Below are 15447 nucleotides of genomic sequence, written 5' to 3'. Positions count from 1 at the left end.
CCGCCACAGAGCAGCCACCGGCTGAGCCGAGGCATGGAGAATGCCACCCGGCCCCCCCGATTACGGCCTACAACATAAAGAAAGGCGAGCGTTTTCCAGCCGAGAAAACCCGCCGCCGCCACAAGCGAGAACAAGCCGCAGGCCGTGCCGACCACCTTACCGGCCAGGCCCCGCGCGGCAGGAGGAGAAACCATGTCGATCCGTCATGTTGATCTGGAAGAAAAGTACAGCGCTGCCACCGGCCAGGTGCTGATGACCGGCATCCAGGCGCTGGTACGCCTGCCCATGCTGCAACAGGAGCTGGACCGGGCCGCCGGGCTGAATACTGCCGGCTATGTCACCGGCTATCGTGGTTCGCCCTTGGGCAATGTCGATCAGACCATGCAGAAGGCCGAGCCCTATCTCAAAGCGCACAATGTGGTGTTCCACCCCGGTCTGAACGAAGACCTCGCCGCCACCGCGGTATGGGGCACGCAGCAGGTGAATATGTTCGAGGGGGCCAAGTACGATGGCGTCTATGCCTTGTGGTATGGCAAGGGCCCCGGCGTGGACCGCTCCGGCGACGTGATCAAGCACGGCAATGTGGCCGGCACCAGCGCCAAGGGCGGGGTGCTGCTGGTCGCTGGCGACGACCACGCCGCCAAGTCTTCCACCTTTCCGCACCAGTCCGACCACATCCTCGCCGCCAGCATGATTCCGGTGCTATCCCCTTCCGGGGTGCAGGAGGTGATCGACTACGGCCTGCATGGCTGGGCGATGAGCCGCTACTCCGGCTGCTGGGTATCGATCAAGGCCATTTCCGACACCGTCGAAAGCTCGGCCGTGGTGGATATTTCGCCGGAACGCTTCAACTTTGTCATTCCGCAGGATTTCCCCATTCCCGAGGGCGGCCTGTCCATCCGCTGGCCGGACCCGCCGCTGGTGCAGGAAAAACGCGTGCTGCACCACCGCCTGTATGCCGCACTGGCCTACGCCCGCGCCAACAAGCTCAATCACATCACGCTGGATTCACCCAAGCCGCGCTTGGGCATCATCACCTGTGGCAAGAGCTATCTGGACGTGATGCAGGCGCTGGACGACCTGGGCATCGACGAAGCCCTGGCCGCCGACATCGGCCTGCGCATCTTCAAGGTGGGCATGGTGTGGCCGCTGGAGCCGGAAGGCGTGCGCCAGTTCGCCGAAGGGCTGGATGAAATCCTGGTAGTGGAAGAAAAACGCCAGATCATCGAATACCAGCTCAAGGAACAGCTGTACAACTGGCGCGACGACGTGCGCCCGCGCGTGGTGGGCAAGTTTGCCGAAAAAGGCGAATGGGCTTTGCCGCATGGCGACTGGCTGCTGCCGGCTGCCGGTGAACTGACCCCGGCCATGATTGCCCGCGCCATTGCCAGCCGGCTGGCGCTGATCTTCGACAGCCCGGTGATTCACGACCGGCTGAAGTTCTACGACGAAAAAGAAGCCCAGCTGGTGCAGCCGCGCGAGGCCATTGCCCGTGTGCCGCATTACTGCTCCGGCTGTCCGCACAACACCAGCACCCGCGTGCCGGAAGGCAGCCGCGCCGTGGCCGGTATCGGCTGCCACTACATGGCGCACTGGATCGAAGGCGACAGCACCAAGACCTTTACCCAGATGGGTGGCGAGGGCATCACCTGGGTGGGTCAGGCGCCGTTCACCAACACCAAGCACATCTTCACCAACCTGGGTGACGGCACTTACTTCCACTCCGGCCTGCTGGCCATCCGCGCTGCGGTGGCGGCCAAGGTCAACATCACCTACAAGATCCTGTACAACGATGCGGTGGCCATGACCGGTGGCCAGCATGTGGACGGTTATCTGGATGTGCCGATGATGACGCGCCAGCTGGCCGCTGAGGGAGTCAAGCGCATCGTCATCACCAGTGACGAGCCGGAGAAATATCAGGGCGTGCAGGGTCTGGCACCCGGCGTGGACGTGTTCCACCGCCGCGAACTGGACCGCTTGCAAAAGGAACTGCGTGAAACCGCAGGCACTACCATCCTGATTCACGACCAGACCTGCGCCGCCGAAAAACGCCGCCGTCGTAAACGCGGTGAGTTTCCCGACCCGGCCAAGCGCGCCTTCATCAACGAAAAAGTGTGCGAAGGCTGCGGCGACTGCGGCAAGAAATCCGGCTGCCTGTCGGTACTGCCGGTGGAAACACCGCTGGGGCGCAAGCGCAAGATCGACCAGTCCAGCTGCAACAAGGACTACTCCTGCGTGGAAGGTTTCTGCCCCAGCTTTGTCACCGTCGAGGGTGGCAAGCTGAAAAAGCAGAGCCCGGCCGCTGCCACGCTGGAAGCCATGCCAGCCCTGCCCGCGCCGCAGATTCCAGTTCTGCATGAACCCTTCAGCATCATGATTACCGGCGTTGGCGGCACCGGCGTCGTCACCATTGGCCAGGTACTCGGCATGGCAGCCTATCTGGACCACAAGGGTGTCACCGTGCTGGACATGGCCGGCCTCGCGCAAAAGGGTGGCTCGGTGTGGTCGCACGTGCGCATAGCCGACAGCCAGCAGCAGCTGCACGCCGTGCGTATCGCTGCCGGCGATGCCAACCTGGTACTGGGCTGCGACCTGGTAGTCACCGCAGCGGAAGAAGCCCTGGCCAAGATGCGCGAAGGCTTCAGCCACGCCATCGTCAACAGCTACGAATCGCCCACCAGCGCCTTCCTGAAAAACCCGGACGTGCGCTTCCCCAGCCGCGCCATGAAGGACGCAGTCATCGAATCGGTCGGAGCCGGCCGCTTCTGGGAAGTCAACGCTACTCGTCTGGCCACCGCGCTGATGGGCGATGCCATTGCCAGCAATATGTTCATGCTGGGTTATGCCTGGCAGCGGGGCTTGGTGCCGGTCAGTGAAGAGGCGCTGATGGAAGCCATCCGCCTGAACGGTGCCGCGGTCAAGTTCAACCAGCAGGCCTTTGTCTGGGGACGCCATGCCGCCCACGATCCGGGCCGCGTGGAAGCACTGGTGAATCCCTCCTCGGTAGTGCAGTTCGTTCCACGTGAAACGCTGGATGGCGTGCTGCACCACCGAGCCAAGGAACTGGTGGCCTACCAGAATCAGGCACTGGCGGAACGTTACAAGGCGCTGGTGGACAAGGTCGCCCGTGCAGAACAGGCGGTGAATCCAGCCAGCAGCACACTGGCACTGGCAGTCGCCCGTGGCTATTTCCATCTGCTGGCTTACAAGGACGAATACGAAGTGGCCCGCCTGTATACCGATGGCGACTTCCTGCGCGAGCTGGCCAGCCAGTTCGAGGGCGATTACCAGCTGCGCTTCCATATCGGAGCCGGCTGGATCACCGGCCATCAGCCGAAGAAAGTGGCATTCGGCCCCTGGCTGCTCAAGGGGATGAAGTTGCTGGCCAAGCTGCGCTTCTTGCGTGGCACCGCGCTGGACCCGTTTGGCTGGCAGGCGGACCGCAAGCTGGAGCGCCAGCTGATTGCCGAATTCGAGCAACTGCTGGACACGCTGCTGAGCGGGTTGAATGCAGACAATCTGGCTACGGCGGGTGAGCTGGTCAAACTATTCGAAGGCGTGCGCGGCTTTGGCTATATCAAGGAAGCTGCCTGGAAACAGGCAGGCGAACGGCAACAGAGCTTGCTGGAGCGCTTTCGCCAAGCAGCAGGCAAGCGCAAGGTAGCTTGATGGTTTTGTGAGTGTTGTAGCAGTAAAGAGAGGGTGGTTCAGGCGCGGATGATGTCATCCGCGCCCTTTTTTTGATCAAAAAATCCCGCTTTCGGGGAAAAAACGCACCGTTTCAAGGCGTAGCCTGTCACGACAGCATCAGGCTGAGGCGACGCGCCTCGTCCAGTGCCTGGTCGACACCGTTGTACTCGTCCTGCCACACCCAGATGCCGTGTACCGCATCCAGGGTTTCCACCAGCCACAGCCGGCCACTGCTGCCAAGCGCCACCTGACGGGCACGCACCGGGCGACGATAGTTGAACATCACGATTTCACTGGTTTTCTGCACAGCCGGGGTATGCTTGCGCGGGCTTGAGAAGAAGGGCATGGCGTAACCTCCTGTTGGGCGATATGCCACTTTATTCAGAGCAATCCCCGTGCCAGCCTTGTGCAATGCATCATCACATTGCGATCAAACCCCTTGCTGCTTTTGACGGCAGCACGGCTGCGGCTTAGCATGGCCGCATCCCTCCACTGGAAGCTGCAGCATGGAAAACCGCAAACTTGCCGTCCTGATCGATGCCGACAACGCCCAGGCCAGCCTCACCGCCGAACTGCTGGCCGAGGTAGCCAAATACGGCACAGCCATCGTCAAGCGCGCCTATGGCGACTGGACCACCACTCAGCTCAAGAGCTGGAAAGAGGTATTGCACAAGCACGCCATCCACCCCATCCAGCAGTTTGCCTACACCAGCGGCAAGAACTCCACCGACTCGGCACTGATCATCGACGCCATGGACCTGCTGTACACCGGCAATTTCGATGGCTTCTGCCTGGTCTCATCCGACAGCGACTTCACTCGGCTGGCCACCCGCCTGCGTGAGGGCGGCCTGACGGTGATCGGCATCGGGGAAAAATCCAAGACCCCGCGCCCCTTCATTGCCGCCTGCGACAAGTTTGTGTTTACCGAAATCCTGCGCCCGGAAAAAACGCAGGAAACCACAATCATCAGCGACAAGCCGAAGGCGCGCACCACGCGCCAGAGCAAGAGCAAGCCGGTGGTGGCCAAGGAAATCCACCCGCTGCAGGCCATGTTCACCTCGGCCATCGACGCGGTGGCACGGGAAAGCGGCTGGGCCGAACTATCTGCTGTCGGCTCCTATATTGCCAAGAATGACCCCTCCTTCGACCCGCGCAATTACGGCCACTCGCGCCTGTCGCAAATGGTGAAGAAGCTGGACTTTCTCAGCGTGCAGGAGCAGCGCAACGGCTCCAAGCTGCACAGCGAAATCCGTATCAAGGATGGCGAGGCGGCCGAACCGGCCCCGGCCGCTGCAGCCACAGCCATCGTGCACGCCCAGCCGGAAAATCCGCCGCCAGCAGTAACGCCACGCAAGAAACGCAGCCCGCGCAAGAAAACCGAACCCGCCGGCAAAGCCGGCTGAGCGGACACATCGATCCGCACTGGCGCGCGCGACAGCGACGCGCCGGACTAGCTCATGACAGGAGAAAACATGCAGATACGTGATGCCAAGCTGGAAGACCTGGCTGTCATTCTGGATATCTACAACGAGGTGATCGCCACCTCCACCGCCATCTACAACGACGATCCGCTCAACCCGGGCGAATTTGCCATCTGGTTCCAGGACCGGCTGGCCGCCGGCTACCCGGTGCTGGTGGCCGAAGACCAGGGCGAAATTCTGGGCTTTTCCAGCTTCGGCGATTTCCGCCCGCGCCCCGGCTTCCGCTTTACCGTGGAGCACAGTGTGCACCTGGCACCGACCGCACGTGGCAAGGGCATAGGCAGCGCGCTGGTCAGTGCGCTATTCCCGCGTGCCGAGGCACTGGGCAAGCACACCATGCTGGGCGCGGTGGACGCGGCCAACGAAGGCTCCATCCGCTTCCATGAAAAACTGGGCTTCATCAAGGTGGGCGTGCTGCCGCAAGTGGGCTTCAAGTTTGGCCGCTGGCTGGACCTGGTCTACATGCAGAAATTCATCAGCGGTCAGAGCGACGGCCCGGTGTGATTCACCCAGGGCATTGATGAAAAAGAAAAACGCCGCAGTTGCCTGCGGCGTTTTCTGTTCTAGCTGCTGCGCTGTTGAAACAGCGTCCGTTCTTGAAGTTCTCTATTCTCTTCCTCTGTACGACTTAGCGCACGACTGCAACAATATCCTTACTGAACACCTTTTCGCAATACTTGCATTTCATTTTGATGTCTTTGGCCTGTGCCTTGACGAAGAAATGGCTCTTCACCGGCTCGGCATGCGAGATGCAATTGGAGTTGGGGCAGGCGAAAATGCCTTCGATGCTTTCCGGCAGCTCCAGCTTGTGCTTCTTCACCACTTCGAAATTATCGATGACATTGACCGTGGCCTTGGGGGCGAACAGCGCCAGCTCGTTAGCCTGCTCTTCAGTCAGGGCAACGTTTTCCACCTTGATGATGTCCTTGGCGCCCATGTGGCGGGACGACAGGTTCAGCCCCACGGTAATGCGTTCGCCGGTTTCCGCCAGCTTGAACAGACGCAGAATATTCACGCCCTGACCTGCCGGGATGTGGTCGATGACGGTGCCTTGTTTCAGGGCTTCAACGGTACGGGTGTATTGCATGATGTTTCCTTCCCTGATTTATACGGTTTCGTTCAGTACCAGCGACAACAGCGCCTGACGGGCATACACACCGTTCTTGGCCTGCTCGAAATAGTAGGCATGCGGAGTGGCATCCACATCCACGGTGATTTCATCCACCCGTGGCAGCGGGTGCAGCACCTTCAGATTGGTACGGGCGGTCTTGAGCATGTCGGCGCGCAACACGAACTGGCCCTGGATTTTCTTGAACTCGGTTTCGTCAAAACGCTCACGCTGCACGCGGGTCATGTACATGATGTCGATCAGCGGGATCACATCGTCCAGGCTGTCGACAATGGTGTACTCAATGCCCTTTTCGTCCAGCTCTTCGCAGATATAGTCCGGCATGGCCAGCTGCTCGGGGGCGACAAAGTAGAAGCGCGCGCCAAATAGCGACAGCGCCTGGGTCAGCGAATGCACGGTGCGGCCGTATTTCAGGTCGCCGACAAAAGCGATGGTGAGGTTTTCCAGCGTGCCCTGGGTTTCACGGATGGTGAACAGGTCGAGCAAGGTCTGGGTGGGATGCTGGTTGGAACCGTCACCGCCGTTGATCACCGGTACGCTGGAGAACTCGCTGGCCAGCCGCGCCGCGCCTTCCTTGGGGTGACGCATCACCACGGCATCGGTGTAAGAGCTGATGATCTTGATCGAGTCAGCCAGGGTTTCACCCTTCTTGGCGCTGGTATTGCCACCATCGGCAAAGCCGATGATGTCGCCGCCCAGCCGCTGTACCGCGGTCTCGAACGACAGGCGGGTACGGGTGGACGGTTCAAAGAAACAGCTCCCCACCAGCTTGCCTTGCAACAGGTCATTGCGCGGCGTGCGTTTGAGCTTGCCCGCCGTTTCCACGACGAGCTCTAGCTCCTCGCGCGAAAAATCGGGGATGGAAATGATGTGTTTCCGATAGAGCGGGTTTGCCATGATGGGGGGTCCTTGCATTCTGCGAATTATTTTTGCCCATAAAAAAAAAGCCCCTGAGCAATCAGGAGCTTTTTTTCTGGAATTTCCGGGGTTCGGGAACAGTCCGGCCTGGCAGCAACGACACAACGCCACCGTGACAGGTGGTGCGGACGCTAATGACAACAGCTGCAAATGGCGACAAGACGGCTCCTCCGAACAAACCCCGAGATTCTAATGCCAAACCACCCGCTTGATAAGAGCAGTGTCGCATTTTGCAAATTCCATGACACCAATACGGCAAGGCCGCGACACACTCAGGCCGGCTGGCGCTGCCATAAGCAGCGCAATCCCAGTCCTATCATCATCAAGCCGCTGGCCCGCTGCCCCCATACCGCCAGCAGTGACATGGAGCCGGCAGCGCAAAGCCGGCTTCCCAGCCACAGCAAGGCAATCAGATAACTCAGGTTCAGCAGACAGAACACCACGCCCAGTTGCAAAAAGCCCGGTAGAGGGTCCTGCCCGGCCTGCAGAAACTGCGGGAAGAAGGCCATGAAGAACACGATGGCCTTGGGATTACCCAGGGTCAGCAAGCAGGCGGAGTACAGTTGCCACGGGCTGGCCGTGCTATCCGGTACCGGCGGTAGTGCCGCATGACGCCAGCACTGGCCGCCCAAGTAGATCAGATAGCCGGCACCACCCCAGCGCAACACGGCAAATAGCAGCGGATTGGCCGCCAGCAAAGCGGCGACACCCAGGGCCGACAACAGGATCAGCAGCATGTCGCCCAGCAGCAAACCCGCCAGGGCCAGACCAGCAGCACGCCAGCCACCGCGCAGAAAGGCACGCCATACACACAGCGTGCCGGCTCCAGGCGTCATCACCAGCAATAGCGCAGCGGGTAAAAAGGCAGACCACAACATGGCAGCTCCTCGCAATGCCGGTGACATGGCAGCCATTCTGCAGCAGCCAGACAGCAAAACGCCACCCCGCAGGGTGGCGTGATCTTGTGCCGAGCAGCCGGGTTTACAGCTTGAAATTGCTGACCAGGCTTTCCAGATTGGCCGACAGTTCGCGCAGCTGCGCCACCGAATCCGACACCTGCCGCACCACATGGCTATTGCTCTGCGCCATGGAGCTGATGCGCTCCACGTTCTGGGCGATTTCCTGGCTGGCCGCGGACTGTTCACGGGTGGAGGCGGCAATGTCGACAATACTGGCCACCAGGCCCTGGCTGCGGCCCAGCACGGTATTCATCGCCTCATTGGCTTCATCGGCCACCGCCACGCTCAGTGTTACCTGCTCGCGGCTGTTTTTCACGTCGTCCACCGCCTCGCGGGTTTCACTGCCAATGGCATTGACGATGCGGGTAATCTGCACCGTCGCCTCGGCGGTACGCCCTGCCAGATTGCGTACTTCGTCGGCCACCACGGCAAAACCACGGCCCATTTCACCGGCACGGGCCGCCTCAATGGCGGCATTCAGCGCCAGCAGATTGGTCTGGTCGGCAATGTCCTTGATCACCCGCACAATGGTGCTGACTTCTTCCGAGCGCTCGCCCAGGCCGTTCATCCGCTCGGCCAGCGCCTGCATGCTGCTGGTCATGCGCTGGATTTCTGCGGTGATACGGTTAACCGTGGCTACGCTCTGCTCGGTCAGCTCGCCGGTTTCACGGGCGGTGATTTCGGCCTCCTGTGCGGTATCGGCAATGTGGTGCACGCTCACCGTCACCTGTTCCACCCCGGCAGCCGTGGCGCTGGCCGCATCAGACTGGCTGGCCGAAGCCTGCTGCACCTGGCTGGCAGAGTCGGCCAGACTGGCGGCGGCGACACTCACCTCGTGGCTTTGCTGGCGTACCTCGACAAACATGTCACGCAGACTGCCGATAAAGCGATTGAATGCATCCGCAGTACGGCCGATTTCATCGCGATTGGTAATTTGCATACGCACCGTCAGGTCGCCACGGCCAGAAGCAAGTTGGTCCATGGTGTCGGCCAACTGGTTGAGCGGGCGGGTCAGCGCACGTACCACGGCAGTCAGTACCAGCAGAATCACCACTAGTGCCACTACGCCAATCAGGATGGCAGTCAGGCACTGTTTTCTGGCGTCGGCAGTAATCGCAGCGGTAGGAATGGACACGCCCAGCGCCCAGAACTGGCCGGTATTACCCACTTTCACCGGATGGAAGAAATGGGTGAAACCGCTGTCTTCATAGACGAAGTCTTCACCTTTCTTGATTTGCTCCAGATGCCCGGACAGCGCGTCATCCTTGGGCACCGGCTTGCCCAACAGTTCCGGCTTGGCCGTCACCACATACAGGCCACCTTCGGACACCATACGGATAAAGCCGGTTTCATACAGATGGATGGCACCGAAGCGTTTTTGCAGCTGGTCCAGCGCCACATCGGTAGCCGATACCCCCAGCATCTTGCCGGCGGCATCCTTCATCACCACCGCCAGCGAGCTTTCCAGAATCATCTTGCCCTGCACTTCGTAAGGGTAAGGCTCGGTAATCGTGTCGCGGCCACGCTGCTTGGGCACGTAGTAGAAATCGCCCCAGCCGGATTTTTCATAATCGGGCTGATAACTTTCCGGATGATCCTTGAACTTGGGGAATTCCTTCACCCGGTCAGCCGACATCATCACATCCATCTGTGCCTTGCCCTGGGCATTTTTGGTGATGTAAGGCTGGTAGCGGCCAGTCGGATCATGCCGTGGCCAGTCCATGCGGAATCCATTGTCATTGCCATCGAAGGCATTGGGCTCCCACAGCATCCACAGACCAACCGATTGCGGTGCATCGTCCAGCATCTGCTGGATCATGTTGTCCGCCAGCTTGCGGTCCAGCGGCGCAACACGCTTGATACCGAGGATGGCATCCGCCAGATGGCGCGGCAGGGTGAAGCCCTTTTCGAAATCGCTTTCAGCGTCTTTGGCATAACTGCTGGCCTGTTCGGACGCCAGCTTGTAACCCACATCAACTGCGGCAGAGTAGCTCTGCCAGGCAATCAGACTGATCATCACGGCAAAGCCGACAGCAATCGCTGCCGCCGCCACCACGATGATGCGCGTACTCAAGTGGCCCCATTTTGCTGTCGCCATACTGTTATCCCCCGATAAGCTGCTTTTTTAACTGTTAGCCTAATATTCGGCATTTCACTACAAACTCTTTAACATATTGGGGTATACCCTCAGTGACATGCGAGGGGCGTGAGCACAAAACATGATGCGAGACAAACCTTCAGATCGAAAAATAATGCAATGCCATTGGCATTGACTCATGACAGATCAGGCTTCAGGGGCAGTTTTTTCTTCCAGCAAGGCCAGCCAGGCCAGCGCATGACTGTTGCTTTCACCGCACATTTCAGCAGAAGGCTGAAGGCCGGAACACACCGCTGGCCTCTCGGGTCGGCCAAACAGCAGGCACAGATTGTCAGCGCTGAGCTGAATGCAGCGCACCCCGGCCGGCTTGCCCTGCGGCATGCCCGGGATGGGGGAGGAAATGGAGGGTGCGATGCAACAGGCAGCGCAATGCAGACGACAATCCATGATCGGCTTTCTACCGCGACTGGCAACCAGGGGCGGCCACCATATCACAAAGTGTGCCGGCTACCGACGCAGCTGACTCCCCTTTTGCTGCAGATAATTTACAATATCGGTAACTGTTTTACTTTTTATCACAAGACCAGTGCCGCGCCTTTTGCAGCCATCAAGTTAGAGCACAAGCAATGATCAAGTGCATCGATGTGTCCGATCTCAAGGTTGGCATGTACATTCACGACCTGAACTGCGACTGGATGTCGCATCCGTTTTTGCTGAAGCGCTTTCTGGTCAACGATGAAAGCGCCATTCACAAGATTGCCGATGCCGGTATCCACGAGGTGTATATCGACACCGACAAGGGCAAGGATGTCGCCCACGCGCCCACGGTCACCGAAGTCAAGCACAAGCTGGAACAGGAAATCATCGAACTGGCCAGCCGGGAAGTGCCGGTGGAGCGCCGGGTGGAGGCGGCGGCGGAATTCGGCCGGGCCCAGCTGATTCACAACGAGGCCAACCTCATTGTGCGCGGCATTCTACAGGACGTGCGGCTGGGCAAGCAGGTAGAGCTGGAAATGGTAGAGCCTTCCATCGAAAAGATGACCAGCTCCATTCTGCGCAACGGCGGAGCCCTGCTATCGCTGTGCCGCATCAAGGACAAGGACGACTATACCTTCCAGCATTCGGTCAGCGTCGGCGCGCTGATGGTCAGCTTCTGCAATGCCATGAACATGAGCCGCGAGGTGATCCACCATGCCGGCATTGGCGGCATGCTGCACGATATCGGCAAGATGAAAGTGCCGGACAGCATCCTCAACAAGCCGGGCAAGCTGACCGAACAGGAATTCGCCGTGATGAAATGCCATGTGGTGGAGAGCAAGCAGATTTTGCTGGCCACCAAGGGTATTTCCGATACCGCGATCAAGGTCGCGGCCCAGCACCACGAGCGCCATGACGGCAGCGGTTATCCCGAAGGACTGAAGGGTGAGGAAATCTCCCAGCTGGGGCAGATGGCAGCCATTGTCGATGTCTACGATGCGCTGACCTCCGACCGCTGCTATCACAAGGGTATGGCGCCGACCGATGCCCTGCGCAAGATTTTCGAATGGTCGAAATTCCACTTCAATCCGGTGCTGGTACAGGCCTTCATGCGCTGTATCGGCATCTACCCCATTGGCACGCTGGTTCGGCTGGAAAGCGGTCGGCTGGGGGTGGTGATCGAGCAAAACGACAATAACCTGGTCTCCCCCAAGGTGAAGGTGTTTTTCAGCAGCAAGAGCAATACCTATATCCCGCCGGAAATCGTCGACCTGTCGCGCAGTATGGGGGCTGGTGGCGGCGACAAGATCATCAGCCACGAATCCCCCAGCAAATGGCGGCTGGATCCGCTGCGCTTTCTGTAACAGACAAAGCCCGCCAATGGCGGGCTTTGTCTGGTATTTTTTCCTGTTTAGCGCAAACCAGATCAGCTCTGGCGTACCACCATGGCCTGTTCCGGACCGGGGAAGCCGGCGGCGGCGAGGGTTTCGCGAATCAGCCGGTTGCTATCGAAATACACCTGCCAATAGTGTTCCGGCTGGCAGCTGGGGCGCACCGCCAGTACCGGCCCCAGCGCAGTAAACTCCAGCAGTTCCACGCTCACTTCCGGCTCGGCCAGCACATTGGGAATGGCGGCAATCTTCTCGCGTAGCAGGCTGATGGCCAGCGCATGATCGGCACTGGCCGCCAGCTGGGCTTTCAGGTCAACCCGACGGTGGCCATTGGCGCTGTAGTTCTGGATGTTGTCGGAGAAAATCTTGTTATTGCCAATCAGTGTCATCACATTGTCCGGCGTATCGATAATGGTGGAGAACAAGCCCACTTCCTTTACCGTACCGGTAATGCCAGCCACGCTGACCACATCACCCACCTTGAAGGGACGCAACACCACCAGGAAAATGCCGGCGGCAAAATTGGCCAGCAGGCCGCTCCAGGCCAGGCCGATGGCCACGCCGGCAGCACCGATAATGGCGGCGAAGCTGGCGGTTTGTACGCCGAAGAAACCCAGCATGGCAATCACCAGCACCACGGTCAGGCTGACCGACAGGAAGGAATGTGCGTAGCGGCGCAGCGTGGGGTCGAGCTTTCTGGCCACCAACTGTTCTTCCATCAGCCGTCCGGCCAGGGCGATGAACCAGCGCCCCACCACCCACAGCACAATGGCGGAAACAATATTGATGCCGGCCTGGATCGCCAGATCCACCCAGTGCGTCCAATTGATATCAGTCATGGTCATCCTATTTATTCAGTTGGTAGAAACCATTGAAAAATAGAATGTCTTAGGCAAAAAATCCAGCCAGCACGGTCCTGACAGCAGCAAGGTCAGCCCAGCAGGGCCTGCAGCTGCTGGCAGGTATCGCCAATACCGGCCTGAATGGTCAGATTGAATACCCGGTCCATGCGGGTGGGCGTGTAATTGACCAGCGCGGTCATCACCCCGGCACGGGCGACCTCCAGCGGGATGTGATTAACCGGGGAAACCTCCAGCGACGACCCCAGCACCAGCAGCAAATCGGCCGACACGGCCACGTCGAAAGCATGCTCGATCAGCGGTACCGGCTCGCCGTACAACACCACGTCCGGCTTCAATACGTCCATGCAATGGGGACACAGCGGCAGCACATGATGATTGATATAGTCCAGCCCCTGTTGCCGGCTACAGCCAGGGCAACTGGCGCTACGCAGCGTGCCATGCAGTTCCAGTACATGCTGGCTGCCAGCCACGCCATGCAGGCCGTCAATATTCTGCGTCAGGATGGAAACCTGCTTGCCACCCTCTTCCAGCCCGGCCAAAAAGCAATGGCCAGCATTAGGCTGGTAATTGCCCAGCAACTTGGTATGAAACAGCTGCTTGAAGCTATGCCAGAAAGCTTCGGGGTCGGCACGGAAGTAATCGATGGACACCAGCTCTTCCAGCTGCATGCCCTGCTGCCACAAGCCTTTGGCCGAGCGAAAATCCGGAATGCCCGACTCGGTGCTCATGCCGGCTCCACTCAATACCGCGATATGGCCAGCCTGCCGAATGGCAGCGGCCAGTCGCACGATTTCCTGCTGCATCTGCTGTCTCCTGCACCTGCTTGTGATGGTTGCCAAGCTTAGTCGAGCGCAGGCTCGCCGCGCAAAAAACCAATGCAGCAAGCTTGCCCGATATCAAGCTGCCGGCGCAGTTGGGACCGGGGCCGGATATTTGACGGCGTTTTTCTGCAATTTGTCGCAGACCGCCGCATTGATATCCAGCTTCAGCACACTGGCCAGCCGCACCAGGTAGAGCAGCACATCGGCCACCTCTTCCTGCAGATGGCTAAAGCGCGCCGGGTCGTCTGCCAATTGGGCGACTTCCTCGTCGGTCAGCCACTGGAAGATTTCCGCCAGCTCACCCACTTCACCCACCAGGGCCAGCATCAGATTGCGTGGCGTATGAAAGCGCTGCCAGTCGCGCGCATCGGCAAACTGCTGCAGCGCCGTTTCCAGGGCCGTGGTTTCAATCAAGCGCTGCTCACTCATCGCCATTTCCTCCGGTTTGCGGTTTCACGTGAAACTGCAGTACTCATGCCAAACAAAAACGCCCGCAAGCGGGCGTCAGACTACAGACAACAGCACGTATTAGCGCAACAGCCCTTCATCCTGCAGCGCCGCCTGCACTGCCGGCAGCGCCTGCACCCGCTGCATGAAAGCGCTGATGGCCGGAAAATCGGCCAACGAACGGTGCACCATGTGCACCCAGTTCAGGCAGGTAAACAAATAGGCATCGGCCACGCTGAAATCCTCGCCCAACAGATAAGGTGAGCTGGCCAGCTGCGCTTCCACGATGGCGAAGCGTGCGGTGAGCTTGTCCCAGGCGGCATTCTTCACCTCGTCACTACCGGGGTAAAACAGCGGCGAGAAACTCTTGTGCACTTCGGTGGCAATGTAATTAAGCCACTCTTGCAGCCGGTAGCGCGCCAGCGTGCCATTGGCCGGTGCCAGCTTGCGCTCCGGCACCTGGTCGGCCAGATACTGCACGATGGCCACGCCTTCGCTCAGCACCGTGCCATCGTCCAGTTGCAGGGCCGGCACATAGCCTTTTGGGTTGATACTGGAAAATTCCACACCGCCAGCCGTCATATGCGGTTGCACACGCAGATTGACCTTTTCCACGCTGAACGGCAGCCCCGCAGCATGCAACACGATATGTGGCGACAGGGAGCAGGCTCCCGGCGAGTAGTAGAGTTTCATCACATCTCCTGTTCGGAAAAACAGCGACTGCTGCATACCGGCACCAGCGTAGCACCGGATTCACCCATAGGAACTGGGGCGACATCCTGGCAATTTCAAGCCAGCAAGGCAAATTCAGCCCTGTTTCGGCGCAAACAGCCGTGGGCGGCCATCCTTGCCCACCGCGGTGGATGGGCGGGTTTTCATTTCGATGAACAAGGCCTCGACCTGAGCACGCGCCCAGGGTGTACGCCGCAGGAATACCAGGCTGGACTTGATGCTGGGGTCCTGGTTGAAACAGCGGATGGCAATGCGCCGGCCCAGCTCGGGCCAGCCAAAATGCTCTACCAGCGCCAGCAGGATCTTTTCCAGCGTCATGCCGTGCAGCGGGTCATTAGGCGGTGTGTCGCTCATGCGAATCATCCTGTTGATAAGCGCCGGGGACACCGCCGCATGGAAAACGACGCAGTGTAGCCCCGCTACGAATAAACGACCAGCCTG

The 15447-nt window shown here is 59.6% G+C and carries 15 protein-coding genes; 5 read left to right on the top strand and 10 right to left on the bottom strand.

The features are described from left to right. The first annotated feature begins 192 nt into the window (after positions 1 to 192). Positions 193 to 3669: an indolepyruvate ferredoxin oxidoreductase family protein gene (locus tag H2Z84_RS08005; RefSeq protein ID WP_181835512.1), complete on the top strand. Its 3477-nt coding sequence runs from the start codon at positions 193 to 195 to the stop codon at positions 3667 to 3669. A gap of 127 nt (positions 3670 to 3796) precedes the next feature. On the opposite strand, the gene H2Z84_RS08000 is transcribed toward H2Z84_RS08005, so the two are convergent. Then, complete coding sequence (locus H2Z84_RS08000) at positions 3797 to 4036, bottom strand: hypothetical protein (RefSeq protein ID WP_103523731.1); 240 nt, start codon at positions 4034 to 4036, stop codon at positions 3797 to 3799. A gap of 160 nt (positions 4037 to 4196) precedes the next feature. On the opposite strand from H2Z84_RS08000, the gene H2Z84_RS07995 reads away from it, so the two are divergent. Together H2Z84_RS07995 and H2Z84_RS07990 are read left to right on the top strand one after the other, a co-directional pair. Then, positions 4197 to 5093 (top strand): NYN domain-containing protein, encoded by an 897-nt coding sequence (locus tag H2Z84_RS07995; protein WP_181835511.1) that lies wholly within the window; start codon positions 4197 to 4199, stop codon positions 5091 to 5093. Positions 5094 to 5162: 69 nt separating this feature from the next. After that, positions 5163 to 5675, top strand: a complete 513-nt coding sequence (locus H2Z84_RS07990) for a GNAT family N-acetyltransferase (protein ID WP_181835510.1) — start codon at positions 5163 to 5165, stop codon at positions 5673 to 5675. Positions 5676 to 5799: 124 nt separating this feature from the next. Here the strand turns inward: H2Z84_RS07990 and pyrI are convergent, their stop codons facing one another. The 4 genes from pyrI to H2Z84_RS07970 all read right to left on the bottom strand — a co-directional run bounded on the left by pyrI (position 5800) and on the right by H2Z84_RS07970 (position 10275). Beyond that, on the bottom strand, positions 5800 to 6258 hold the full coding sequence (gene pyrI / locus H2Z84_RS07985; protein WP_103523728.1) for an aspartate carbamoyltransferase regulatory subunit: 459 nt from the start codon (positions 6256 to 6258) through the stop codon (positions 5800 to 5802). An 18-nt stretch (positions 6259 to 6276) separates the two neighbouring features. After that, the gene (gene pyrB / locus H2Z84_RS07980; RefSeq protein ID WP_103523727.1) at positions 6277 to 7197 is read right to left on the bottom strand and encodes an aspartate carbamoyltransferase; all 921 of its coding nucleotides are present in this window, start codon (positions 7195 to 7197) and stop codon (positions 6277 to 6279) included. A gap of 293 nt (positions 7198 to 7490) precedes the next feature. Next, positions 7491 to 8096 carry a LysE family translocator gene (locus tag H2Z84_RS07975; RefSeq protein WP_181835509.1) on the bottom strand — a complete coding sequence of 202 codons (606 nt, stop codon included), beginning with the start codon at positions 8094 to 8096 and terminating at the stop codon, positions 7491 to 7493. Positions 8097 to 8199: 103 nt separating this feature from the next. Further along, positions 8200 to 10275, bottom strand: a complete 2076-nt coding sequence (locus tag H2Z84_RS07970; protein WP_181835508.1) for a methyl-accepting chemotaxis protein — start codon at positions 10273 to 10275, stop codon at positions 8200 to 8202. Positions 10276 to 10383: 108 nt separating this feature from the next. On the opposite strand from H2Z84_RS07970, the gene H2Z84_RS21605 reads away from it, so the two are divergent. Next, positions 10384 to 10905 (top strand): hypothetical protein, encoded by a 522-nt coding sequence (locus tag H2Z84_RS21605; protein WP_181835507.1) that lies wholly within the window; start codon positions 10384 to 10386, stop codon positions 10903 to 10905. Beyond that, complete coding sequence (locus tag H2Z84_RS07960) at positions 10902 to 12116, top strand: cyclic di-GMP phosphodiesterase (protein ID WP_181835506.1); 1215 nt, start codon at positions 10902 to 10904, stop codon at positions 12114 to 12116. Before H2Z84_RS21605 ends, H2Z84_RS07960 begins: the two co-directional genes overlap by 4 nt. A 62-nt stretch (positions 12117 to 12178) precedes the next feature. On the opposite strand, the gene H2Z84_RS07955 is transcribed toward H2Z84_RS07960, so the two are convergent. The 5 genes from H2Z84_RS07955 to H2Z84_RS07935 form a co-directional block, all read right to left on the bottom strand. After that, entirely contained in the window at positions 12179 to 12982 is an 804-nt protein-coding gene (locus H2Z84_RS07955; protein WP_181835505.1) for a mechanosensitive ion channel family protein, read from the bottom strand. Between the two features lie 92 nt (positions 12983 to 13074). Continuing rightward, a complete protein-coding gene (locus H2Z84_RS07950) occupies positions 13075 to 13809 on the bottom strand; it encodes an NAD-dependent protein deacylase (protein WP_181835504.1) in 735 nt (244 codons plus the stop codon). Positions 13810 to 13902: 93 nt separating this feature from the next. Beyond that, positions 13903 to 14256, bottom strand: a complete 354-nt coding sequence (locus H2Z84_RS07945) for a nucleotide pyrophosphohydrolase (RefSeq protein WP_181835503.1) — start codon at positions 14254 to 14256, stop codon at positions 13903 to 13905. A gap of 99 nt (positions 14257 to 14355) precedes the next feature. Then, complete coding sequence (gene gstA / locus H2Z84_RS07940) at positions 14356 to 14967, bottom strand: glutathione transferase GstA (RefSeq protein WP_181835502.1); 612 nt, start codon at positions 14965 to 14967, stop codon at positions 14356 to 14358. 114 nt (positions 14968 to 15081) lie between these two features. Continuing rightward, positions 15082 to 15360 carry a VF530 family protein gene (locus H2Z84_RS07935; RefSeq protein ID WP_181835501.1) on the bottom strand — a complete coding sequence of 93 codons (279 nt, stop codon included), beginning with the start codon at positions 15358 to 15360 and terminating at the stop codon, positions 15082 to 15084. Between the last annotated feature and the right edge of the window lie 87 nt (positions 15361 to 15447).

The sequence above is a fragment of the Aquitalea aquatica genome (assembly GCF_013911085.1).
GTDB classification, from domain to species: Bacteria; Pseudomonadota; Gammaproteobacteria; order Burkholderiales; family Chromobacteriaceae; genus Aquitalea; species Aquitalea aquatica.
The sequence above is the reverse complement of the archived record's forward strand: the minus strand, read 5'-3'. Positions and strand labels throughout refer to the sequence as shown.